19 protein-coding genes, 1 pseudogene and 1 CRISPR repeat array are annotated in these 23,880 nt (G+C 42.4%); of the genes and pseudogenes, 3 read left to right on the top strand and 17 right to left on the bottom strand.

Annotation, left to right across the window (positions count from 1 at the left end; all coding sequences use genetic code 11):
• Nucleotides 1-544 (top strand): recombinase family protein (locus ACZMB2_RS10960; RefSeq protein ID WP_487596783.1); only part of this gene is annotated, 544 nt, incomplete at its 5' end.
• Between the two features lie 135 nt (nucleotides 545-679).
• Here the strand turns inward: ACZMB2_RS10960 and ACZMB2_RS10955 are convergent.
• From ACZMB2_RS10955 to ACZMB2_RS10930, 6 genes and pseudogenes are all read right to left on the bottom strand, one after another.
• A complete protein-coding gene (locus ACZMB2_RS10955; RefSeq protein WP_487596782.1) occupies nucleotides 680-2,128 on the bottom strand; it encodes a TrkH family potassium uptake protein in 1,449 nt (482 codons plus the stop codon).
• A gap of 10 nt (nucleotides 2,129-2,138) precedes the next feature.
• Nucleotides 2,139-3,533: a Trk system potassium transporter TrkA gene (gene trkA / locus ACZMB2_RS10950; RefSeq protein WP_487596781.1), complete on the bottom strand. Its 1,395-nt coding sequence runs from the start codon at nucleotides 3,531-3,533 to the stop codon at nucleotides 2,139-2,141.
• Between the two features lie 78 nt (nucleotides 3,534-3,611).
• Nucleotides 3,612-3,713, bottom strand: a pseudogene (locus ACZMB2_RS10945) (manganese catalase family protein); the annotation flags it as partial.
• The gene (locus ACZMB2_RS10940; RefSeq protein ID WP_487596780.1) at nucleotides 3,714-3,983 is read right to left on the bottom strand and encodes a spore coat protein CotJB; all 270 of its coding nucleotides are present in this window, start codon (nucleotides 3,981-3,983) and stop codon (nucleotides 3,714-3,716) included.
• Complete coding sequence (locus tag ACZMB2_RS10935) at nucleotides 3,983-4,201, bottom strand: spore coat associated protein CotJA (RefSeq protein ID WP_487596779.1); 219 nt, start codon at nucleotides 4,199-4,201, stop codon at nucleotides 3,983-3,985. The genes ACZMB2_RS10940 and ACZMB2_RS10935 overlap by 1 nt, the downstream gene beginning before the upstream one ends.
• 77 nt (nucleotides 4,202-4,278) lie before the next feature.
• Entirely contained in the window at nucleotides 4,279-5,148 is an 870-nt protein-coding gene (locus tag ACZMB2_RS10930; protein ID WP_487596778.1) for a rhomboid family intramembrane serine protease, read from the bottom strand.
• Nucleotides 5,149-5,379: 231 nt separating this feature from the next.
• Between ACZMB2_RS10930 and ACZMB2_RS10925 the strand changes: the two genes are divergently transcribed.
• Nucleotides 5,380-9,624: an acyl-CoA dehydratase activase-related protein gene (locus ACZMB2_RS10925; protein ID WP_487596777.1), complete on the top strand. Its 4,245-nt coding sequence runs from the start codon at nucleotides 5,380-5,382 to the stop codon at nucleotides 9,622-9,624.
• Between the two features lie 134 nt (nucleotides 9,625-9,758).
• Here the strand turns inward: ACZMB2_RS10925 and ACZMB2_RS10920 are convergent, their stop codons facing one another.
• The 9 genes from ACZMB2_RS10920 to cas9 form a co-directional block, all read right to left on the bottom strand.
• A complete protein-coding gene (locus ACZMB2_RS10920; RefSeq protein WP_487596776.1) occupies nucleotides 9,759-10,682 on the bottom strand; it encodes a MetQ/NlpA family ABC transporter substrate-binding protein in 924 nt (307 codons plus the stop codon).
• Between the two features lie 55 nt (nucleotides 10,683-10,737).
• Nucleotides 10,738-11,397, bottom strand: coding sequence for a methionine ABC transporter permease (locus ACZMB2_RS10915; protein WP_487596775.1), 660 nt, complete (start codon nucleotides 11,395-11,397; stop codon nucleotides 10,738-10,740).
• Nucleotides 11,387-12,430, bottom strand: a complete 1,044-nt coding sequence (locus ACZMB2_RS10910) for a methionine ABC transporter ATP-binding protein (protein ID WP_308459988.1) — start codon at nucleotides 12,428-12,430, stop codon at nucleotides 11,387-11,389. Before ACZMB2_RS10910 ends, ACZMB2_RS10915 begins: the two co-directional genes overlap by 11 nt.
• Before the next feature lie 294 nt (nucleotides 12,431-12,724).
• Entirely contained in the window at nucleotides 12,725-13,636 is a 912-nt protein-coding gene (locus tag ACZMB2_RS10905) for a LysR family transcriptional regulator (RefSeq protein WP_487596774.1), read from the bottom strand.
• Nucleotides 13,637-13,645: 9 nt separating this feature from the next.
• Nucleotides 13,646-13,816, bottom strand: coding sequence for a chorismate--pyruvate lyase (locus ACZMB2_RS10900; protein ID WP_487596773.1), 171 nt, complete (start codon nucleotides 13,814-13,816; stop codon nucleotides 13,646-13,648).
• Between the two features lie 496 nt (nucleotides 13,817-14,312).
• A CRISPR array of direct repeats spans nucleotides 14,313-14,806; the repeat unit is 36 nt; unit sequence GTTTTACATCCTTCAAAACTTACAAGACTCTCAAAC.
• A gap of 56 nt (nucleotides 14,807-14,862) precedes the next feature.
• Nucleotides 14,863-15,522: a type II-A CRISPR-associated protein Csn2 gene (gene csn2 / locus ACZMB2_RS10895; RefSeq protein WP_487596772.1), complete on the bottom strand. Its 660-nt coding sequence runs from the start codon at nucleotides 15,520-15,522 to the stop codon at nucleotides 14,863-14,865.
• A gap of 11 nt (nucleotides 15,523-15,533) precedes the next feature.
• Entirely contained in the window at nucleotides 15,534-15,839 is a 306-nt protein-coding gene (cas2, locus tag ACZMB2_RS10890) for a CRISPR-associated endonuclease Cas2 (RefSeq protein WP_487596771.1), read from the bottom strand.
• Nucleotides 15,840-15,843: 4 nt separating this feature from the next.
• Nucleotides 15,844-16,716: a type II CRISPR-associated endonuclease Cas1 gene (cas1, locus tag ACZMB2_RS10885; protein WP_487596770.1), complete on the bottom strand. Its 873-nt coding sequence runs from the start codon at nucleotides 16,714-16,716 to the stop codon at nucleotides 15,844-15,846.
• Nucleotides 16,713-20,741, bottom strand: a complete 4,029-nt coding sequence (gene cas9 / locus ACZMB2_RS10880) for a type II CRISPR RNA-guided endonuclease Cas9 (protein WP_487596769.1) — start codon at nucleotides 20,739-20,741, stop codon at nucleotides 16,713-16,715. The genes cas1 and cas9 overlap by 4 nt, the downstream gene beginning before the upstream one ends.
• A gap of 318 nt (nucleotides 20,742-21,059) precedes the next feature.
• On the opposite strand from cas9, the gene ACZMB2_RS10875 reads away from it, so the two are divergent.
• The gene (locus tag ACZMB2_RS10875; RefSeq protein WP_487596784.1) at nucleotides 21,060-22,373 is read left to right on the top strand and encodes an MATE family efflux transporter; all 1,314 of its coding nucleotides are present in this window, start codon (nucleotides 21,060-21,062) and stop codon (nucleotides 22,371-22,373) included.
• 74 nt (nucleotides 22,374-22,447) lie between these two features.
• Here the strand turns inward: ACZMB2_RS10875 and ACZMB2_RS10870 are convergent, their stop codons facing one another.
• Nucleotides 22,448-23,011, bottom strand: a complete 564-nt coding sequence (locus ACZMB2_RS10870; protein WP_118771379.1) for a Fe-S-containing hydro-lyase — start codon at nucleotides 23,009-23,011, stop codon at nucleotides 22,448-22,450.
• Nucleotides 23,012-23,857, bottom strand: coding sequence for a fumarate hydratase (locus ACZMB2_RS10865; RefSeq protein WP_487596768.1), 846 nt, complete (start codon nucleotides 23,855-23,857; stop codon nucleotides 23,012-23,014).
• Between the last annotated feature and the right edge of the window lie 23 nt (nucleotides 23,858-23,880).

Genomic DNA, 23,880 nt, shown 5'->3' with positions numbered 1-23,880 from the left:
ACTTCGCCGTGAATGCGGCATAGATGTCATTTCTATTACTGAACCCCTGTCAGATGACCCCACTTCCATTCTTATGGAAGCCCTTCTTGAAGCCATGGATGAATATTACTCTGTCAACCTGGGGCAAGAGGTCCGCCGGGGAATGCAGGAAAAATTCAAACGCGGTGGCGTCGTCTCCATTCCTCCCTTTGGCTATCAGGTCGTGGAAGGCCATTTTATTCCAGACCAGGCAAAGGCCCCCTATGTATCCATGATCTATCAACAATTTCTAGCTGGAAGCACCTGTCCGGAAATTGCCCGTATGCTTAATACACGCGGCATCTGCACCTCCCGCGGAAACCCATTTAACAGCCGAGCGGTCCGCTACATTCTCAGCAACCCGTTCTATATCGGAATTCTGCGGAGGCAGGCTCATCCCTCTTCTGCTCACGACCATTTTTATGAAACTGTAGAAATGACTTACGCACAGGGAACCCATCCTCTTCTCATATCTCCCGTTCTCTTTGAACAGGTCCAAATAAAACTGAAAAACCCCGCAGGCTGACATCAGCCTGCAGGGTCATCCTAAACACTTATCCTTCGTGGAATGCTTTCAGATAGATTTCTTTGATCTCTGACATCAGCGGATATCTCGGATTGGCACCGGTACACTGATCGTTGAAGGCATTCTTTACAACAATTATCGCAGCTGTTTTTTTCGCAACAGATAGACCGCTGGTACCAGCATTGGGAATATTTCCAGACGTCCTGCCAGCATATCAAAAACCAGCACCAGTTTGGCAAAATTTGAATACATAGAAAAATTGCAGCTTGGTCCAACCAAGGAAAGTCCCGGTCCGATATTGTTAAGTGTCGCCGCCACAGCTGTAAAATTGGTGATCCCATCCAGATTGTCCAGAGAAATCAGCAGCACAGATGCCACAAAAATTCCCAGATAAGAAATCATGAACACATTAATGGAACGCTGTACTTCATGTTCCACCACCTTTCCTTCAAAACGAATTTTCCGGATATTGCGGGGATGCATGATGTAAGCCACCTCTTTCATGACAGATTTCGCCATAATGCAGATTCTGGATACTTTGATACCACCTCCGGTACTTCCCGCGCAGGCGCCAATAAACATAAGCAGTACCAGAATGCATTTGGAGAATTCAGGCCACTGGTCAAAATCTGCACTTCCAAATCCGGTGGTCGTAATGATGGAAGCAACCTGAAATGCCGCCTGACGCACTGTCAGTTCCACATTTCTTACCAGATGGTAAATATTAAAAGAAATGAGTGCCACCGATCCAAGAATAATACCAAAATAAGCTCTCGCTTCTTCACACCGAAGTCCATCTTTCCATTTCTTTACATAAAACAGGAAATAAACATTAAAATTGACCCCAAACAGGATCATGAAAATGGTTAAAATCCACTGGGTTGCCGCATTGTAGTCTGCTGCACTGCTGTTCAGTACCGCAAATCCTCCGGTTCCTGCTGTAGCAAAAGCGAGATTAATAGAATCAAAGACCGGACAGCCAGAAATCACCAGCAATATCATCAGTACAATCGTCAGGAAGGAATAAATCTCATAAAGAATTTTTGCCGTACTGCGTACTTTCGGCACTAGCTTACCAACAGATGGACCTGGGCTCTCCGCCCTCATCAAATGCATACTGGAAGCGCCTCCCATAGGGAGAAGCGCCAACATGAAAACCAGAACCCCCATACCTCCTACCCAGTGAGAAAAGCTTCTCCATATGAGTACAGCCCGATGAACAGACTCTACATCCAATAATACGGACGATCCTGTTGTGGTAAATCCGGATACAATTTCAAACAATGCATCCACCGGATTTGGGAAGGAACCACTGAAATACAACGGGATTGCTCCACAAAGACTAAGAGCCACCCAGCAGAGTGCAACGCTCACATAACCTTCTGCAGAAAATATCGTTGTATTTTCCGGTTTTTTTCCCCGCAGCAGAGCACCTGCTGCCAGGCAGAATACTGCTGATCCCAAAAATACCAGAATACAGTGGAGCTCCTGATAAATCACTGCTGTCAGAGCAGGAAGCATTAAAAACACTGCTTCCAGCATAATAATACTTCCTACTATATATCGAATCATTTTCTTATTCATTATGTTATTCTCACCTCTGACCAGACAGTCCTGCGGTCGTTGCTGTTTTTTTCAGAATATCCCGGACATCTTTAAATGCTCCGCAATTTGTCGTAATAATGACGACAGAATCCCCCACCTGAATACGATCCTGACCTTTCGGAATGATGATCCGGCCTTTTCGATTAATTGCACAGACCAGCGTATTCGCTTTGATATCCAGCTCCTGCAGCGGAATGTCCGTCACTTCACTTTCACCGCGAATAATAAACTCCAATGCCTCTGCATTTCCATCTACCAGACGATACAACGTCTCCACATTACTTCCGATAGAATTCTGCATGGCACGCACATACTGTAAAATAGTCTCAGAAGTGATATGTTTCGGATAAATCAGACTCCCGATTCCAAGAGAACCAATAATCGTATCAAATGTATTTCGATTGACCTTTGTAATCTTTTTTGCCTTGCTCATGCTCTTTGCATAGAGGGACAGCATGACATTTTCCTCGTCCATATTAGTCAAAGCTGCAAATCCTTCTGCACTGGCCAACCCTTCTTCTGCCAGAAGATCCCGATCCGTTCCATCTCCGTTGATAATCATAGCCTTCGGCAGCTGCTCGCAGAGACGCTCACAGGCTGCACGGTCTTTCTCTACAATTTTTACCTGAATTCCCATCTCCAGCAGACGTTTTGCCAGATAAAAAGAAATCTTTCCACCACCGATAATCATAGTGTTTCTTACCTGATTAGTCTCAATACCGATGGTTCTGAAAAAACGGCTGGCATTCAGTGGTGAAGCCACCACAGAAATCATATCTCCATTTTCCAGCACAAACTCTCCACTTGGAATCCGTACTTCGTTTCCACGCTCTACGATGCAGACCAGCACTTCGCATTTTGACAATGTATCCAGATCACGGATCTTGTGGCCACACAGTGGGTTTTTGTCATCCAGCTGGAATCGGAGGAGTTCTATTCTTCCGTTTGCAAAAGTATCAATGTCAATGGCTGACGGGAACCGTAGCAGACGCGCCATTTCCATGGCTGCTGCCCATTCCGGATTAATAACCATGGACAATCCCAGTTCATCTTTAATATGGTGAATCTCGTGATGATAAACTGGGTTACGTACTCTGGCAATGGTCTGGCATCCTCCTGCTTTTTTTGCAATCAGACAGCAAAGTAGGTTTACCTCATCCGCATTGGTCACGGCAATCATCAGATCTGCCTTATCCACCCCGGCATCCATCTGGATATCATAGCTCGCGCCGTTTCCCACTACGCCGCGTACATCCGCTGCATTGGTTACCAGCTGGATACTCTCCGGTTTCAGGTCAATAACCGTAATATCATGTTTTTCTTTGCTGAGCTGCTCTGCAAGTGCCCGTCCAACCTTACCACAGCCTGCAATAATAATGTTCATAGTGTATCTTAATCCTCCCGCATTATATCTAACTGTCAATAATATAACATCCTGCAGCAAAAACTGCAATCATCTCCTGCCATTGGGTCCGCCGAACTGCGAAATAATCAGCTGTGCCAATTTCGGATTCGGATTCGAAATATTTACCGGATACTGAAGTCTTTTCTCATAATTCCACATTTAACAAGTTCCTCCTTCCCATGGCCATGGCTGCTGAATCCAATCCCACTTTCCTCGGGATCCTATCGCCAGATCAACGGTAAGCGGTCCGTACATAGCGGCATAGTCCTGAAGCGCCTGTTTTCTAAGCTGCGTATATTCCTGAAAATACTGCAGCGCAGCCGGGTCTGACGGATGTGTATCCAGATAAAGATTTGCCTCGTGAGCAGAGAAACTGACCATATCCACCCATTTTAACATCTGTTGTCTGGTCGGTGCATTGGAAGCCATTATTTACATCCTCCTCTCACGCCAAGAAATGGCTTATTTAATTCTGGAAATATAGTTCCGTATTCCAACCCTTTTTCCGGGTCATATAACATGCCCCAGTGCTGCCATGGGATATACGCCATTGCTACCGGGTAGTCTTCCCTCTTCAGAAATCCGGTCTGATTCCAGTTTGCAGTACATCTCTGATAATTTTCCAATAATCTCAGATCCTTTCTCATTCTATCTGTTTTATCCTATGTCCGGGCGTAAAAAAGGTGATAGAAATGAATCTATCACCTTCTAATGACATATACTGTTATTTTCTGTGTTCATGTGTGAAAAGATGGTCCTGACAATATTCATAATTGCCGGCACATTTCGAACAATAACGGAATTCCAGATCCTCTCCGTCCTTTTCCGTTCTACCGCAAATTGCACAGCGATGATGAGTATTGTTAATTCCGGATACCTGCACCTTCTTATGATACGTCTTCCGCCGATGCACCTGTTTCGGTGAAAATCGGTTCCGGTTGCTTCCAAGGAAGAAAATAATAAAGTTCAGAAGCGATAACAACGCTGAAATACTGTTAGCCGGAAGCGCCATAATACCTGCCTGCAAAAGGGAGAACCACAAAGAGCTTCCTACCGGTACAATAAATCCTGCCGCAATAGTAATGGCAAAATAAGCTCCTTCAATGATTCCCAACCATTTTGCTTTGATCGGAATAATGAAAAAAAGTAAAAACTCCGCATCTGGAAACAATGCCACATACACGAAGAACAGGGACATATTTAAATAGAAAGAACCCATCTGAAAATTCATTCCAAAGATCAAATAAATCAACAGACATGCAATCACATGAAGCAGCATACCGGAAAAGAAATACAGATTAAACCGAAAAGCTCCCCACATATATTCCAATGTCTTTCCAATCATATAATACAAATACAATGCAAACAGTATAAAAAAATAACTGCTGTTCGGCGGCTGAATAATAAAAGTAAAAATTCTCCAGATCTGTCCGTGCAAAATCGCATTCGCATCCAATGCCAGATAATCAGTATATAACTGCGGTGACACAATATCAATTACAAAGCCTATAATATATAATATAATGACATAATACATCAAATTGGGAATAGCATATTTCCCGTATTTACGTTCCAGCTTATCCAGCCATTTCATAGATTATTCCTCCATAGAGTTTTCTGCCTCATGATAAAAAATATTATAATTTTTTGGCGTATATTTGTCAACGCGATTTCCTTTTGAATGCATCAAGGCTCTGCATAGTTACAGAATCTTTACAAAAACTTTATAGACATTCCCTGTTACTTCCAATATAATGTAGCATGTTTTAGACTAAGGAAAATGTAGACTCAAGGCGGATATACCGCCAGGAATAGGAATGATCGTATGAACAAATGTTACAGACTTGGAATTGATATTGGATCCACGACCGTGAAGATTGCGGTACTGGATGACGAGAACAAATTTTTATTTTCAGATTATGAACGGCATTTTGCCAATATTCAGGAGACCCTCGCAGATCTTCTGGAAAAAGCAGTAAACACTTTAGGACCTTTCCATATGTATCCGGTAATCACCGGATCCGGCGGGCTTACCCTGGCTCAGTATCTGGACGTACCTTTTGTGCAGGAAGTGGTTGCCGTTGCTGAGGCACTGCAGACTTATGCGCCAAAAACTGATGTTGCCATCGAACTGGGCGGTGAGGATGCAAAAATCATTTATTTTGAAGGCGGTAATGTGGAACAGCGTATGAACGGTATCTGTGCCGGAGGTACCGGTTCCTTCATCGATCAGATGGCATCTCTTCTTCAGACCGATGCCACAGGTCTGAATGAATATGCAAAACATTACCATTCTCTCTATTCAATTGCTGCCCGCTGCGGCGTATTTGCAAAGACGGATATTCAGCCGCTCATTAACGAAGGGGCAACAAAAGAGGATCTGTCTGCCTCTATTTTTCAGGCAGTTGTCAACCAGACCATCAGTGGACTTGCCTGTGGTAAGCCAATCCGCGGTCATGTTGCATTCTTAGGAGGACCTCTTCACTTTCTCTCTGAACTGCGTGAATGCTTTATCCGTACCCTGAAATTGGATGAGGAGCACACCATTATCCCCCAGTTTTCCCATCTGTTCGCAGCTTCCGGATCTGCCCTTCTCTCCAAGAAAGAAAAAGCAGTCTCCGCGGAGGACATGATCAAGCGCCTGCAATCTAAGATTCAGATTGCCTTTGAGGTGCAGCGTTTGGATCCGCTGTTCCACGATCAGAAAGAATTCGACGAGTTCAGTGAGCGTCATGCTCAGGCAAAAGTAGTGAAAAAGGATCTGTCCACCTACGAAGGAAACTGTTTCCTTGGTATTGATGCCGGTTCTACTACTACAAAAATTGCTCTGGTAGGTGAAGACGGATCTCTTCTGTACTCTTTCTACCACAATAATAACGGAAGCACTTTACATATCACCCTGGAAGCCCTGAAGGATCTCTTCTCCAAGCTTCCAAAAAAAGCACACATTGTCCGTTCCTGCTCAACCGGATACGGCGAGGCATTGGTGAAGGCAGCGCTCATGCTTGATGAAGGCGAAGTAGAGACCATCTCCCACTACTATGCTGCTCAGTTCTTCGATCCAAAGGTAGACTGCATTCTGGATATCGGCGGACAGGATATGAAATGTATCCGTATTAAAAATCATACGGTTGACAATGTACAGCTGAATGAGGCATGTTCCTCCGGCTGTGGTTCCTTCATTGAGACTTTTGCAAAATCCCTGAATCTTTCTATTCAGGATTTTGCTCAGGCTGCTCTTTTTGCAAAGAACCCCATCGACCTGGGAACCCGCTGTACGGTATTTATGAACTCCCGTGTAAAACAGGCACAGAAGGAAGGGGCTGGTGTAGACGATATCTCCGCCGGACTTGCTTACTCGGTTATCAAAAACGCTCTTTTCAAAGTAATCAAAGTATCCGATGCTTCTTCCCTTGGAAAGAATATCGTCGTACAGGGCGGTACTTTTTATAATAATGCAGTTCTGCGAAGCCTGGAGAAAATCGCAGACTGTCAGGTTACCCGTCCGGATATTGCCGGCATCATGGGTGCATTCGGTGCTGCCCTGATCGCAAGAGAGCGTTACGAAGGTCAGGAAACCACCATGCTCACCAAAGAGCAGATGGAAGAACTGCAGTATTCCACCTCCATGACCAAATGTCACGGATGTACCAACAACTGCCGTCTGACCATCAACAAATTCTCCGACGGCCGCCGCTATATTTCCGGCAACCGCTGTGAGCGTGGTCTGGGCAAAGAGAAAAAGAAAAATCCGGCTCCAAACCTGTTCGCTTACAAAAATGAGCGGCTCTTCTCCTATGAGCCGCTCAGTGATACCGACGCCACCCGTGGATTGGTCGGCATCCCGCGTGTGTTGAACATGTATGAGAACTATCCGTTCTGGTTTACTTTCTTCACAAAATTAAAGTACCGGGTTGTTCTTTCCCCCATGTCCACCCACGAGCTTTATGAACAGGGAATCGAATCCATCCCCAGTGAGTCCGAGTGTTATCCGGCTAAATTGGCTCACGGACATGTAAAATGGCTTCTGCAGCACAATATTCCATTTATTTTCTATCCCTGCATTCCTTATGAGCGCTCGGAGTTCAAGGATGCCAACAATCATTACAACTGCCCGATTGTTACTTCCTATGCGGAAAATATTAAAAATAACATGGAAGAACTGAAATCCGACCGTTACGATTTCCGGAATCCCTTCTTAAGTTTTGAAAGTCTGGAGATCATGACCAATCGTCTGGTAGAAGAATTCTCCGGTGAAAAAGGCATGACTGCCCAGGAGATCACCGATGCTGCCAAAGCTGCATGGGAAGAGCTCCGTCAGGCAAGACTTGATATCTGCCAGAAAGGGGAGGAAACCCTTAAATGGATAGAAGAACATCATGCACATGGTATTGTTCTGGCAGGCCGTCCGTATCACGTAGATAATGAGATCAATCACGGTATTCCGGAACTGATCAACAGCTATGGCATGGCCGTGCTCACCGAGGACAGCGTCTCCCACATTCATGAAGAGGACCGTCCACTTCGAGTGATGGATCAGTGGATGTACCATTCCCGTCTGTATGCAGCTGCTGATTTTGTAAAGACCAGAGAGGATCTGGATCTCATCCAGCTTAACTCCTTCGGTTGCGGTCTGGACGCCGTTACCACCGATCAGGTCAACGAGATCCTTACTAATTCAGGTAAGATCTACACCTGCCTGAAGATTGATGAAGTCAACAACCTGGGTGCTGCACGTATCCGTGTCCGTTCCCTGCTGGCTGCCATCCGTGTCCGTGAAAAAAATAAAGAAAAGAGAACCATCGTATCTTCTGCTTATAAGCGTGTAGTATTTACCGAGGAAATGAAAAAAGAATATACCATTCTCTGCCCGGATATGTCACCGATTCATTTTAATCTGTTGGAAGCTGCATTCCGTTCCTGTGGATATAAGATCGACGTACTGCCCCGTGCAGACCGCACTGCAGTAGACCTCGGATTAAAATATGTAAATAATGACGCCTGCTATCCGTCCCTCTTAGTGATCGGACAGATTATGGAAGCGGTTTTGTCCGGAAAATATGACCTGACCAAAACAGCGATCCTCATTTCCCAGACTGGAGGTGGCTGCCGTGCATCCAACTACATCGGTTTTATCCGCCGTGCGCTGGAAAAAGCAGGATATCCGAATATTCCGGTTATCTCCATCAACTTAAGCGGCCTGGAGAAAAACCCGGGATTCAAATATACACCGGAAATGCTGTTCAAGGGACTATATGCACTGGTATTTGGTGACCTCTTCATGAAAGTTGTCTACCATACCCGCCCTTATGAGCTGGTTCCGGGCGAGACCAACAAGACCTACGAACGTCTCAATGGACGCTGCAAGGCATTTCTCATGAAAAAACATCCGTCATGGAGTGGCTTTAAACAGCTGTGCAATCAGATTGTAGATGAATTTGACCATATCCTTGTTACAGAAGAACAGAAGCCTCGTGTCGGTATTGTCGGCGAGATTCTCGTTAAGTTCTCTCCGTCCGCCAACAATGGACTGGTAGACCTGCTGGAGTCTGAAGGTGCCGAAGCTGTTGTCCCGGATCTGATGGACTTCCTGCTCTACTGCTTCAAGAACACCGAGTTCAAGGCACAGTACCTGGGCAAGAAGAAAATGACTGCCCGCATGGGACGCCTTGGTATCAAAGCACTGGAATTCTTCCGGAGTCCGGCAGACAAGGCACTCCGAAAGAGCACTCACTTCTCTCCGGCTTCCAATATTGACCATATGGCTGATATGGCATCTGAGATCGTATCTCTTGGAAACCAGACTGGTGAGGGATGGTTCCTGACCGCAGAGATGCTGGAGCTCATCGAAAATGATACGCCGAACATCGTCTGCACCCAGCCCTTTGCCTGCCTGCCGAACCACATTGTAGGTAAGGGAGTTATTAAAGAACTGCGGCACCGTCATCCGGATTCCAATATCGTCGCTATCGACTACGATCCGGGTGCCAGTGAAGTCAACCAGCTGAACCGTATCAAACTGATGCTCAGTACCGCTTATAAAAACCTGAAACGTGAAAAAGAGGCGTAAATTATACTAGCCGTCAGGAGCACCACTGTATATAAGGCTCATATGAAGCATATCGGATCATCATGTCAAAAAAACGGCCAGAGCGAACACTTTTTTGTTCGCTCTGGCCGAATTCTTTTTGAAACTATCGTAATTTACTCTTCAAACGGGATAACTGCTCCGTCATATTTCTCATTGATAAAGTTCTTGATCTCATCAGATTTCAGAACATCTACCAGTGCTTTCACACCTTCGTTATTCTCATTTCCTTCTTTCACAACAACTACATTTACATAAGTCTTTGCTGCTTCGGAATCAGATTTCTCATAAGCAAGTGCATCTTTACCTACAGAGAAGCCTGCCTGCAATGCGTAGTTTCCGTTCAGGACTACGTAAGCAACTTCGTCTACAACTCTGGCTACAGACTCTGCTGCCAGTTCTTCGATCTTGATGTTATGCGGGTTCTCAGCGATGTCATTAACGGTTGCTTCCAGACCTGCGCCATCTTTCAGAGTGATGATGCCGTTATCCTGCAGAAGCAGAAGAGCACGTGCCTCGTTGGTAGTATCGTTCGGTACTGCGATGGTGTCACCGTCTGCAATGTCATCAAGGCTTGCTTTGGTTCCCGGATAAATTCCGAACGGCTCGTAATGGATTTTACCAACCTCTACCAGATGAGTTCCTTTCTCTGCATTGAAGCTGTCCAGATACGGTACATGCTGGAAATAGTTTGCATCCATCTCGCCACTCTCTACTACCTCATTCGGAAGTACATAATCATCGAACTCAGTAACTTCCAGATCCCATCCCTGCTCAGCCAGGATCGGTTTTGCTGCTGCCAGAATTTCAGCATGCGGGGTAGCGGAAGCTGCTACGGTAATGGTTCCCTTTGTCTCAGTTGCTGCTGCATCAGCGCTGTCGTCTGCTGCATCCGTTTCCTCTGCTGCTGCATCGTCGGTGGTTTCTTCCGTAGCCTCAGAAGCTGCTGCGTTTTCCTCCGTTTTGCTGCTGCCGCATCCAGTCAGCACGCCAACTGCGAGCACACCTGCAAGAACACCTGCTAAAACTTTTCTTTTCATAATTTTTTCCTCACTTTCTTTTTATCTGGAACTGCGTTTGCAGTCTCATTCCTATTTATTTTCTGTGGTCAAATTTATCGGCAGTCTTCATTCCAATGGTCTGGAAAATCTGGAACAGAACTACCAGCAGCACAACGGTTACAATCATGATATCCGTCTGCCATCTGGTATAACCATATCGAATGGCGATAGCTCCCAGGCCTCCGCCTCCGACAGCTCCTGACATAGCAGAATATCCAAGAATCGTTCCAAGGGAAATAGTTGCTCCTACCAGAAGGGAAGTTCTCGCCTCCACCAGCAATACTTTTGTTACAATATCAAAATCTGAAGCTCCCATAGATCTGGCTGCCTCGATGACTCCTGCATCTACTTCTTTTAAAGAAGACTCCACCATACGTGCAATATATGGTGCGGCTGCCACTACCAACGGTACGATGGTCGCAGTGGAACCATAGCTCTTTCCTACCAGAAACTTGGTAAATGGAATGAGCAGAACCAGTAAAATAATGAACGGAATACTTCGCACGATATTCACGATCACATCTAAAATCTTGTAAATGAACGAATTCGGCCGGATACCGTCTTTATCGGAAACGGTAAGAACAATTCCCATGGGAAGTCCGATAATGTAACCGGCAATCGTGGATACCAACGTCATATAAAGGGTTTCGCCGATTCCGGCAATAATCATATTCGTTACTTCACTACTCCACATCACCTGTCACCTCCTCGATCTCCAATCCATGCTCTTTTAAATATTCTTCCATATCAATCTGCAGATGTCTGTCATCCGGCAGTCCAAGGATCATTTCTCCCTTGGCAACACCGCCAACATTTTTTGTGTCCGCCCGCAAAATATTAACCGGAGTACCAAACTTCAGGATCATATTGGCAATCACCGGTTCAAAAGCTGAGTTCTCGGAAAATACAATTCGCAGTTTCCGGTCACTCTGAATTCGCTCCATCTGAACAGCCACAGCTCCTTCGGTTCTCACATCACTCTCAGGCAGATCCTTAAGAATCAGCTCCTTGGCTGCCTTGGACTTTGGATGACTGAAAATCTCTTCCACCAAACCATTTTCCACCAGTTCACCATGTTCAATAATGGCTACCCGATTACAGATTTCCCGGATAACGGACATCTGGTGGGTAATGATAACAATGGTAATTCCAAACTGCTCATTAATCTGCTTTAACAGCTCCAGAATAGAAGCCGTTGTCTGCGGATCCAGCGCACTGGTTGCCTCATCACAGAGGAGGATTTTCGGATTGGATGCCAGTGCTCTCGCAATAGCTACCCTCTGCTTCTGTCCACCTGACAGCTGTGCCGGAAATGCTTTTTCCTTCTCTTCCAGTCCCACAGTCTTCAAAAGTTCCTTTGCCCTAACCTTTGCATCCTTCTTCTTCACACCCTGAATCAGCAGCGGGAAACAGATATTATCAATGACATTTTTCTGCATCAGCAGATTAAAATGCTGGAAAATCATTGCAATGTCACTGCGCTGCTTTCTCAGTTCTTTTTCATTTAATGCACCCAGATCTCTGCCTTCAATCAATACCTGACCGTCCGTAGGCCGCTCCAGGAAGTTCAGACATCGTACCAGAGTACTCTTTCCTGCACCGGACATTCCGATAATTCCGTAAATATCTCCCTTCTCAATCGTAAGGTTGATATCCCGCAGCGCATCCACATGCATACCTTTTTGCTCGAAGGTCTTCGACAAATGTTTTACTTCTATCTCCGTCATAACGTTCCTCTCTTTACTCCACAAAAAAGGAACCATCTGCGTGATGATTCCTTGTTGATCTATTCTTTATCTTGCAAAATCAAACCGAAGCATCCGACGCAGCTTTTCTTTTTTTCATAACAAAACACATGTCCATGGATTTACACATGCACATTTTTCCGGTCATCATACAAGTCTTCATTGTGCTGGTCTTCATTATTTCGGTTCTCCTTTCTCGTTTTTATAACGCATATTATAACAAAGTTTTCCAGAAAGTGTTAATATGAGAAACCTTGGATTCGTTATAGGGTGATCCTATAGCAAAATAACTTTTTTCTTATACTTCTTCAACTCTTCAATGTAAATTTCCCCGATAGGACTGATCTTCACTCCTTTTCGTTTCAGATAGCCAATCCGCATTTTTTCCGTCTCTTTCAAAGGGATCGCCATATAATCATCCCCGTTCAAGTCCTCGCAAATGATGCCGGAACACAGGGTGTAGGCATTCAGGCCTCTCATTAGGTTCAGAAGCGTGGCACGGTCATTGGCCTTAATGAGACGACGATAATCATAGGTACTCTTCATCTCTTCCGCCAGATAAAGGGAATTATTCTTTCCCTGGTCAAATGACAGGCATGGATACTCGTCCAGTTCTTCCATGCTGATCACCTGCTGCCCCGCCAGCGGATGTCCGGACCAGAGGTACACGAAGGTATCACTCTGAAACAGTTCCACAAATTCCAGTCCATTTTCCCGGAACATTTTATTCAGTACTTTCTCGTTAAAATCATTCTGATAAAGAACACCGATCTCACTTTTAAAATTCTTTACATTTTCAATGACACTGGTGGTCGTCGTCTCGTGGACCGCAAACTCATATTGCTCCATGCCTGTCTTTTTCACGGTCTCCACAAATGCCTGCACTGCAAAGGTATAGTGCTGGGTAGATACACTGAATTTCTCTTTTGTTTTTTTGTCAATGTATTTAGATTTCAGAAGTCCGAACTGCTCCGTCACCTGCCGGGCGTATCCCAGAAATTCCTCTCCTTCCGGTGTGATCACAATTCCCCGGTTGGAACGCAGGAAAATATCAAATCCAAGCTCCGTCTCCAGCTCCCGAATCGTCTCCGACAGACTCGGCTGAGAAATGAAAAGCTGCTTGGATGCCTCATTGATAGAATTGCAGTCCGCAATCGTCAGGGCGTATTTTAACTGTTGAAGAGTCATAGTTTTCTCCTAAATCAATGTATATTGCATCCATTCATAATGCAGCATGGAACCTTCCACGATCTCCGGTGGCAGCAGCGCTCTCGCTACCATTTTCAATTCCTCCTCCGGTTCATCCGTTCTTCTCAAATGTGCATAATCACCATCGATGCGCTCTACAATATAATCACAGACTAACATACGCTTAGCCCTCCTTATTTATAATGTCAGTGTCTGTCTGCTGCCTGTACAAATTGTTCATGTGTCGCAATGATCGCCTCTTTCTGTTTTGTTTCCACTCTTAGTTGTATTTTATATAATTATCTGCTATATTATAGACGGTACTACCAGAAAACGGTAGGCGGTTAGTCCTTTTTACAGAGCACTGTGACCTCTGATGATATAGAAATCCAGCTGGAAATCTTTGATGCGGAGGACTTGCTCATGCTGACCATTGATAACCTCATTGGCATTATTTGCCTTTGTGCGACTTTTTATAGTCTTGGTTATTCACGTGGCTTACGTGATTCCAAGACACAAAAATAACCGCCCGGTCCTGAGAAAACTTGGCGGTTATTTTTATAACTAACATATTTCAGGACTAACCGTCTATCGGTAGTACCTTTTAATATTATACTAACATTCAACCGCTCTTATGTCAAATGTATTCTGATCAGATTTCCTAAAGCAAATCTGAGTTTTACATCCTTCAAAACTTACAAGACTCTCAAACCCTTGCTTCACCCAGGTCACTTTCCTGTATGTTTTACATCCTTCAAAACTTACAAGACTCTCAAACGGGATAGATGATCTATTGGCGACAGGCGTTTTACATCCTTCAAAACTTACAAGACTCTCAAACATTTGATGTACACAACCGAGTATAGTAACAGTTTTACATCCTTCAAAACTTACAAGACTCTCAAACGTATATCCGTAAAGTGTTGGATGCTTATCCGTTTTACATCCTTCAAAACTTACAAGACTCTCAAACTCCTATCCTTTTCGCCCCGTTCTCCCCTCGTTTTACATCCTTCAAAACTTACAAGACTCTCAAACATATATTTGGTATGCAAACATACTTGGTGTGTTTTACATCCTTCAAAACTTACAAGACTCTCAAACTTGCAGGATTATCTATCGAGAACATGAACAGTTTTACATCCTTCAAAACTTACAAGACTCTCAAACCTCAAATTCAATTTCAGATTCTCTCCGAGCTTAACACCGTGACTGGTGCTGTAAGTTTATTCCAAATTGATTATACAATAATCTTGATCGATAATACATGTTTTTTCGCAGTTCAGTTTCGTTTTTTGCACATTTTCTAATAACACCATCGATATTTTTTCATAAAATGCAAACTGATACAATTGTTCCAGCTCTTCATCTTGTAAATACGTTTTCAAATTTATAAAAAAGACTACCTCTATCCTGCACAGCTGGTGTAATAACTTTAAATATTCCACAATCCGTTCCAGTAAATTATTACTTTCTGTTTCAAGCCTGACATTATATGCTTTCAATAAATTGGGAATATTTTCTTCAAGGTCAAATGTGACATGATAAGGTACTTTTAGGCTTATTTCTTCCAGATATGAAATAAGTTTTGCATGAATCTCTCCTGTTTCTATTACCAATTGATCCAATGTTTCCGCACATAATTCCTGATAAAGTTTTTGCATAATTCTTCGTTCATTCGGATCAATCGTAAATGGATTTACAATAATCTCCGACATTTTTGAAAATGATAAAATTTTATCATTTTCAGACAGAAGAATCTTTCCATCTCCATCCTGTTTTTCTTTGTATAAAGTCTCAATCAGTTTAGAAAAGAAAGACGGTGATTCCGCTATCAGAACATAGATCTGATTTTCTGATAATTCTATCTCTATCCCATATTCCATATACGTTAATTTCACAAAATCACCAGCCTTTCATCCGAATTTAACACATCTGTTTTACACGTTCCAACAATATATTCCATTTTCGCATATTGTTTTTCGGTCACTCTTAACACCTGTACAAGTCCCGATTGAGGTTTATTCTTACGAACATTTTCTACAATCGCATCCCCCACTGTCGGATTCTGGGCAAGTTTACAGTATACGGATTCCTGAAGCATAAGGAATCCGTTTTTAATCAAATATTTTCGAAATGACTGATAAACTCTCCGGTCTTCTGCGGTTGTGACTGGAAGATCAAAAAACACTAATATTCTCATATATTTATAACTCATACTGGTAAAATTTTATCAAAGAAATATCGTTGGAACTCAATGCATCAAAAATACTTTTGCAATAAATCTTAATTGCATTGCTGACATACTCTTTTCTTCCGGCGATTAGAACCTCATTTTGCAGAATCTCCAGAATCGTTCGCTTTTCTTCCGATTCAAATTTTTGCGGCATCATATTTTTCACCTGCTGATCAACAATGCTGCGAAATGGCTTCATCAAATCAGAACCCAAATTAAATTGATTGAACATATTATTATGAAACAGACCAATTTGCGTAATATATCCATTCATCACGATTTCTCGATTGAATGCAGACAATAGAATTCCATATCCATAATTCAATGCCGCATTGATACTGTTTTCTTCCGTTCTAGTGAAATCCATTCCAAACAATGCATTAAAATAAACTTTTGCTGCATGTCCTTCCCGGTTTGTCGCATCTCCGTATTCTATCTCTTCTATATATTTTCGTAAAAGTTTTGCTTCTGATTTTCCATATTGATCTAATGTATCTGCCTGTTTTCGAATCTTTTCTGTAACAATTTCTGTCCAGATTACCATTTTCTCCTGTTCGCTCCACTTTATCTGCTCACGTATTTTGGCACTGGTATCGTGGCTCCCATAATATGGAAGTAATTCCGAAGATGGGTTTCTTTTTTCATCACAGAAAATTACTTTTATTTTCTTTTTCATCAATTCATTCAGAAGTGCTGCTGTCAAAGAAACTGCTGTCGATTCGATTATCAATATGGATATCTCGCTGATATGTACTTTTACCGTTACATCTTTTCTGACAACAAGATATCCTAATTGATAATCCAGCTTTGCACTGCTTGACACAACAACCGTACGCCAACTCATACTGTCAGCAGGTCTACCTGCTTTTCATACAGACCTGTTACCGATTGATGAATTATTTTAAATTCTTTAAAATTTGAAATTGTTTTATTTACTTTCATAGTACCATCAGTCACTGTTCCACCTATAAGTGTAAGATCTGTTGTTTCCCCGCCTATTCTACTTAGATTAAATACTTTCAATAATAGTTTTTTTTGTTCAGATAAATCAAGGGTATAAAATCGCTCTCTTCCTTTTTCTAATTTCTCTCCTATCGGATTTTGTCTTTTGGCATAAATACCTTTTGTATGCTTTTCGCATAAAATACTATATAACTCGCAATTTTTTTCTCTTGTAATCGCATCATCCTCCATCTCTTTTTCCAGCTTTTTAATATAATTAATCCATTCCTGTCGCAAGCAAAGCTGTACTGCATTACACACTCCAATTCGATTATCTGTTTTTCTAGCTAAATAATATAAATATCCATCCTTTTTCACCAATGACCATTTAAGTATTTTTCTCACCCGGATATCCGGATTTACAAGTCCAAGTACATTTTTGCAATAAACTTCCAGTTGCAACGGATCTTTTTCTATCCGCTCTTTCCAATAAATAGGTATTGATTCTAATGTTCTTACCCTTTTTTTCTTCAAATCATGTTCCACTAAAATAAAATATGCAATTTTTATATCCCCAAATCCACCATATTTTGTAATATCTTGCAGTTTAAAATCTGATTCTTTCTGTGGAATATATCCATCTTTTTTTGCTTTTTTCACTCCACATACTTGATTTGTCAATTTTCCGGTTCCCTCAAAACTAAGTCTTGTCAAAAGCGGTGTATTCTTTGCCATCGTCTGACGTACAATGTCAATCGTAGCTTTCTGCCCGTTTTCCGGTTTTGCAATCCAAGCAACTTCTTCATTTCTTACCACATTCCAGTCAAATACTCTGCTCAGATTATAAGATTCCCTCTTTTTCACAAAATTGATGGGATTGTTGGTGAATTTCGTATAATATACATTTCCAACCACAATATTCAAATATGCATCCTGTGCATGGTGAAAATCATTTACAACACGTGATTTCAAAAGTTTATATTGATTTCGGAAATCAGATACATTTCTCGCCTTTGCATACACAATTGTTGTATCTGGCAAAACTTCTTTCAAAATGCTGGCTACACCTTTGGTTCCCTGGCTTGTCTCTACCAGCTGTCTGGCAATGAATCCGGCTTTCTGTTCGTCTGTAAATGGATCTCTTCCTGTCAATCTCCGGAACTTCTCGTCATTTATCAATTTCTGATGATGAAGTTCTTTCCAGAAAGGAAGCTGTTTGTTATAAATGGATTCTTCCAGTGGATAATTATCACTCTTATGGGCATTTTTCTGCTTCTCCACCAGAACCATATTATTTTCCAGATTATCATCTTTTACGTAATGTCTTGGATAAATATGGTCGATATCATATAAATTATTATCAAATAACCGGCTTAGATCAATCGGTTTTCCAGTGTACATGCATCTTCCTCTCTGTGTCAGATACAGATACATTTTTTTACTGCGGATGGTTCCTGACTGCTCTGCATTTTCAATTACTTTCTTCCAGTCCTGATCCTCTGCTTTTATATTCTTGTACAATTCAATGAATTTTTTTGTTCTGGAATCTTTCATCACATTCTTTTCGCCGTCTTCTCTTGTCATTTCAACAAACAGACGCTTTGGTGACTGTCCCATCACTTTTTCAATTTCTCTTAATACCAGTACTGTCTGCCAGATCATTCGCTTAACAGGCGCAGAAAAATAATATCCTTCTAAATCTTCCGGTCGAATCTCCGCCAGAGATTTTTCCAGTTTTTCCTGGAGGCCTTCCAATTCACTGCTGTATGTGTATTTATCTTTCGCCAGCAGTTCCATAAGATTATCATTTGTTTCCCACATCATACGGATTAATGACATTGCCTCGCCTGTATCTTTTCTGCATCCATATAATTCCAGAAAACTTTTTGAAAGATTTCCCCAATCTTTGAATTTAAATCCAAGAATTCTTTTTATCTGTTCTTTTGTAAGAATATCACCATAATTTTCTTCCAGTTGCTCTTTCAAAAAATGCCTGGAATCTCCATAAACTGTACACCAGAATATGATTTTCTCAACCATCTTTTTACAGAAATCTTCCTGCATCTGATCACCAAAAATTGCCTTGAACTTTCCATAGGAACTAAGTGAACTGTTTATAGAATCCATCATGCCTGTGAGTTCATCTTCTGCACCGTCCTGAAGGATTCCACAACCTTTTAAGTAGTTAATGATCGATTTTTTAGAAACTTTCTTTCCTCTTTCAAACAGTTCCCCGTACATTTTCTGTTTTGCTTCTACTGGCAACTTTTCATTTCTAACCTTCAGATTATTCAATTCATTTAAGACGCAAAAGCTTTCATATTCCAGAGAAGCTTTTGGCAGCACCTGCTCTCCATTCATATAGCTACATCGACGAACCATACGTGAAATAAATGCTTCAGACGTTTTCTTTGTATCGATTTTCTGCTCCAGATTCCATGGAAAAACTTTTCCCTCTTCTTTTCTCACTACCCAGCCGTTTCCACCATTTTTCGCACTTTGAGTAGACACCGGTCCAATATAATATGGAATCTGGAATGTAAACAACTGAAGAATACGTTCTGAAACTGTCAGATTATTTTCATCTTTCTCTTTTAAAAAAGGAAGGTAAATTTCTGCATTATTCAAAATCTTTTTCATTTCTTTGGCATGAATCTGATTTGGAATCACACCATTCGAAGATGTCATCTGTTTGGACAGAAAATGATCTTTTTCAATTTCTTCCAATATGTAAACACAATCTTTATCGTCCTTTGGAAAATCTTTTAGCATCTTTTTCAGAGTCGTATATAATGCATCTTTTGTACGCTCTGACATATTCCTGCGCTCTTTTTTTCCGTTGTTCACTGACTGCACATATGCGCTGTAAGTAGCTTTTTCCGTACTCCGAAATAAAAAATTATATTGTTCTTGTGTTCCATACCTTTTCACAACTTTTTTTAGTATTCGGAGATCCTTTTTATGCTTTTCATATTCCTCCACTCTCGCTTCAGAAAGGTAATCATGGGCACCCATAATTTGATTTAACACTGCCGAATCATATAATTCTTTCATGCAAAGAATGAGTTCAAATTTTTCCTCTCCTAAAGCATCCGCCAGTTCTCCTGCTTTTTCATCAAATCCGCTGTCTGAAAAATTAACTTTGATATTTTTATCAAAATCCTCCGATACATGAGTTCCATACATTGCCTTTACACCTTTGTCGAGTCCCAGTACACATTCCAGCAATGCCGTTTCCTGCTTTTGTTTTTTATCAATATGAAGCAGCTCCGCTAATCTTTCTGACTTTTTCTTTCTGGAAAGATCCTGTGCACACATCACACTTTGGAATTCTTCTTCATCAAATACAGTTGGAAAATCCAGCTCTAACAAATCTTTGACCTGGTTCACAAAATCATGATAAATGTCCATCATTTTTCTGTTTTCACCATCGATTCCAAGAGATACATTTAAAAAATGTCCTCTGTGTTTATACATGTTTAACAGAGCCAGATATACCAATCTGACGTCATGTGGCTCCTTTGATTCTAATAACTCATTACGAAGATGATAAATCGTTGGATAGTCTCGGAAATATTCTTTATCCGTATAATCTTTATCTGCAAAAATTCCATATTTATCCTTTACCACATCATCTTTATCTTCCAGAAAATATTTACTGTTATTCAGTCTTTGAAGAAAATTGGGATCCACTTTTACAAGTTCATCATGAAAATAATCCTTCAATAGACCGATTCTTGCCACTTCTCTCTGTCTTCGTCTTCTACTGACACGAAATGTACGCCTGGCTTCTGCAGTCTCTGCTTCATCAAATTCACGAATACCCCACATATCTTTTCCGTGTTTTTTCATCAGATGATAATTTTCATCCGTTACTGCCCAGCCGACTGAAGATGTTCCAAGATCCAGTCCTATGTAATATGCCATATTTGTTGCTCCTTTTCTCCTTGCATATTTTTATTTTATCTATTGATTTTTCTTTAAAGCATTGATAAAATATAACCAAACTTACAAGACGAGTGCAAATAAGGTTAATCCGAATCCGTCGTAAGACTCTACATGGTGTAGAACCAAAAAGATCTGGCAACAGGTCTTTTTTGTTTGTTAGCACAATAACTCTATCACCATATTTTTACTATATTTTATCATATATTTCTTTGAATATATAGCATTTTTCACAAACAAGAAATCGAGGTGTTTTATTTGACTGAAAATACAACTACCCAGCACGACCAGTACTATGAGATGGCCAACGCCCCGGTCAATCGGATCATTCCGAAACTGGCAGTTCCTACTATCATCAGCATGCTGGTGACTTCTATTTACAACATGGCCGATACGTTTTTCGTAAGCCAGCTGGGAACCAGTGCTTCTGGTGCCATAGGCATTGTCTTCTCTGCCATGGCAATTATCCAGGCGCTGTCCTTCATGGTAGGAATGGGAAGCGGCAACTTCATAGCCCGATCCATCGGTGCCGGAAAGCGGGAACTGGCAGAACAAGTTGCATCTGTAGCTTTTTTTACAGGGTTAATCATCGGACTTCTGATTGCAGTTTTCGGTAACCTGAGCCTCAGAAATATTGTCTACTTTCTGGGGGCTACCGAGACCATTGCTCCTTTCGCGGAAGATTACGCTCGTTACATTTTCATGGCTGCACCTTTTATGGTATGTTCTTTTATCATGAACAATCTGCTGCGTTTCCAGGGAAAAGCGTTATTCTCCATGATCGGAATTACAACCGGTGGTATTTTAAATATTTTTCTGGATCCCATCTTTATCTTCGGTCTTGGACTTGGAACTTCCGGTGCAGCACTGGCTACTGCGTTATCCCAGATAATCAGTTTCTGTATCCTGTTTTTTATGTGTAATACAAAAAAAGAATGCATTACCATTCTTCCACAAAACTTCCGTCCAACGATAAATATTTACCAGAATATTATTTATGGTGGAATTCCTTCTCTGGGACGTCAGGGAATCGCCAGCGTGGCAACTATCATCATGAACATCATGGCTCATCCCTACGGAGACGCAGCGATTGCTGCCATGTCTATTGTCAGTCGTTTTATGATGTTCATCAATTCGGCCATCATCGGATTCGGTCAGGGATTTCAGCCAGTCTGCAGCTTTTGCTTTGGTGCAAAGATGTATGCCCGTGTCAAAGAGGCCTGCTGGTTCTGTATCAAAGTCAGCACTGCAATCCTGCTGGTTTTCTGCGTTACCGGTTTTACTTTCTCCGGGCATATCATTGAACTATTTCGAAAGGGAGACGCTGATGTTATCCGCATTGGTACGTTAGCTTTGAGATTGCAGCTTATGACACTTCCGTTACAAGGTGTGATTATTATGGGAAATATGATGCCCCAGTCTATCGGCTACGGCATCCGTGCCACACTGGTTTCCATCGGCCGCCAGGGACTCTTCCTGATCCCGGCACTCCTGATCCTGACGCCGGTCATGGGGCTTCTGGGCATTCAGATTGCTCAACCCATTGCTGATATCTGCACCTTCTTCCTTGCAGCCTTCGTCATGAAAGGCATTTTCAGGGAAATGGGGCAATAAAAAAATGACATAAGAAAAGCGTATTCCTGATCCCCATGAATCGTTGGAATACGCTTTTTATTTTATCTGTCTATTTACGCTTCGTGATCTTTCAGATACGCTTTTCTTCCATCATCATAAAGATTATTACCCTCACTGTCAATAATAACAACCAACGGCATATCTTCTACATACAATTTTCTGAGAGCTTCTGCACCCAAATCCTCATATGCGATCAGTTCGCATTTCTTGATACATTTTGCCAGCAGTGCTCCGGCTCCGCCAATGGCTCCAAAATATACGCCGCTATATTTTTTCATGGCATCCACTACTTCCGGAAGTCTTGCTCCTTTTCCGATCATACCGCGGGCACCTACCGACATCATGGTTGGTGCATAGGCATCCATACGTCCGCTGGTGGTCGGTCCTGCACTTCCAATGACCTGTCCTGGTTTCGCCGGTGTAGGACCTACATAATAAATCGTCGCATCCGTAGGATCAAAGGGAAGTTTCTCGCCTCTTGCAAGAGCTTCGCACATTCTCTTATGTCCTGCATCACGGGACGTATAGATGGTGCCGGTCAGGAGAACGCTGTCCCCTGCATGCAGGGTCTTTGCCAGTTCTTCCGTCAATGGTAATGTAATCTTTCTTGCTGCCATCTAAATCACCTCCGTCTTATGGCGTGTCACATGACAGTTGATATTGACTGCACAGGGCATACCTGCAATATGGGTCGGTAAAGTCTCGATATTCAGTCCGATCGCCGTGATCTTTCCTCCAAAGCCCTGGGGTCCGATACCAAGCCTATTAATCTTCTCCAGCATCTCTTTTTCCAGATCTGCATAGAAGGGATCCGGATTTTCAGAATCCAGCGGACGCATCAAAGCTTTCTTAGCCAGAAGCGCACATTTATCAAAGGTTCCTCCAATTCCAACACCGACCACCATAGGCGGGCAGGGATTCGGGCCTGCGGTTTCTACGACTTCCAGGATAAAATCCTTGATTCCCTGAAGTCCTGCTGAAGGCTTGAACATACGGATCATGCTCATATTTTCGCTGCCAAAGCCCTTCGGGCCGACAGTCACTTTGATCTTGTCACCAGGCACAATCTCTGTATAGAGCATAGCCGGCGTATTGTCTCCGGTATTGCCTCTGCGTACCGGATCTTTTACTACGGATTTTCGTAAATATCCTTTATCATAACCTCTGCGGACACCTTCATCAATTGCTTCTGCAAGATCTCCACCTGTCAGATGTACATCCTGTCCAATCTCCAGGAACACACAGGCCATACCTGTATCCTGACAAATCGGTACATTTTCGGCATCTGCAATCTTATAATTTTCAATGATATTATCGAGTACCCCCTGGGCAATCTCCCCGTCTTCACAGGCGCGGCAATGTTCAATGGCACATTTCACATCGGACGGAAGATGCTCATTTGCCTCGATGCACAGTCTCTCGACCACATCCGTGAGCTGACTGACATTTACTTCACGTATCATGACAAACCTCCTCTTATGGAACT

The sequence above is a fragment of the Hominiventricola sp. genome (assembly GCF_057604405.1).
Note: the sequence above shows the minus strand (reverse complement) of the source record. Positions and strands in the feature narration are given on the sequence as shown.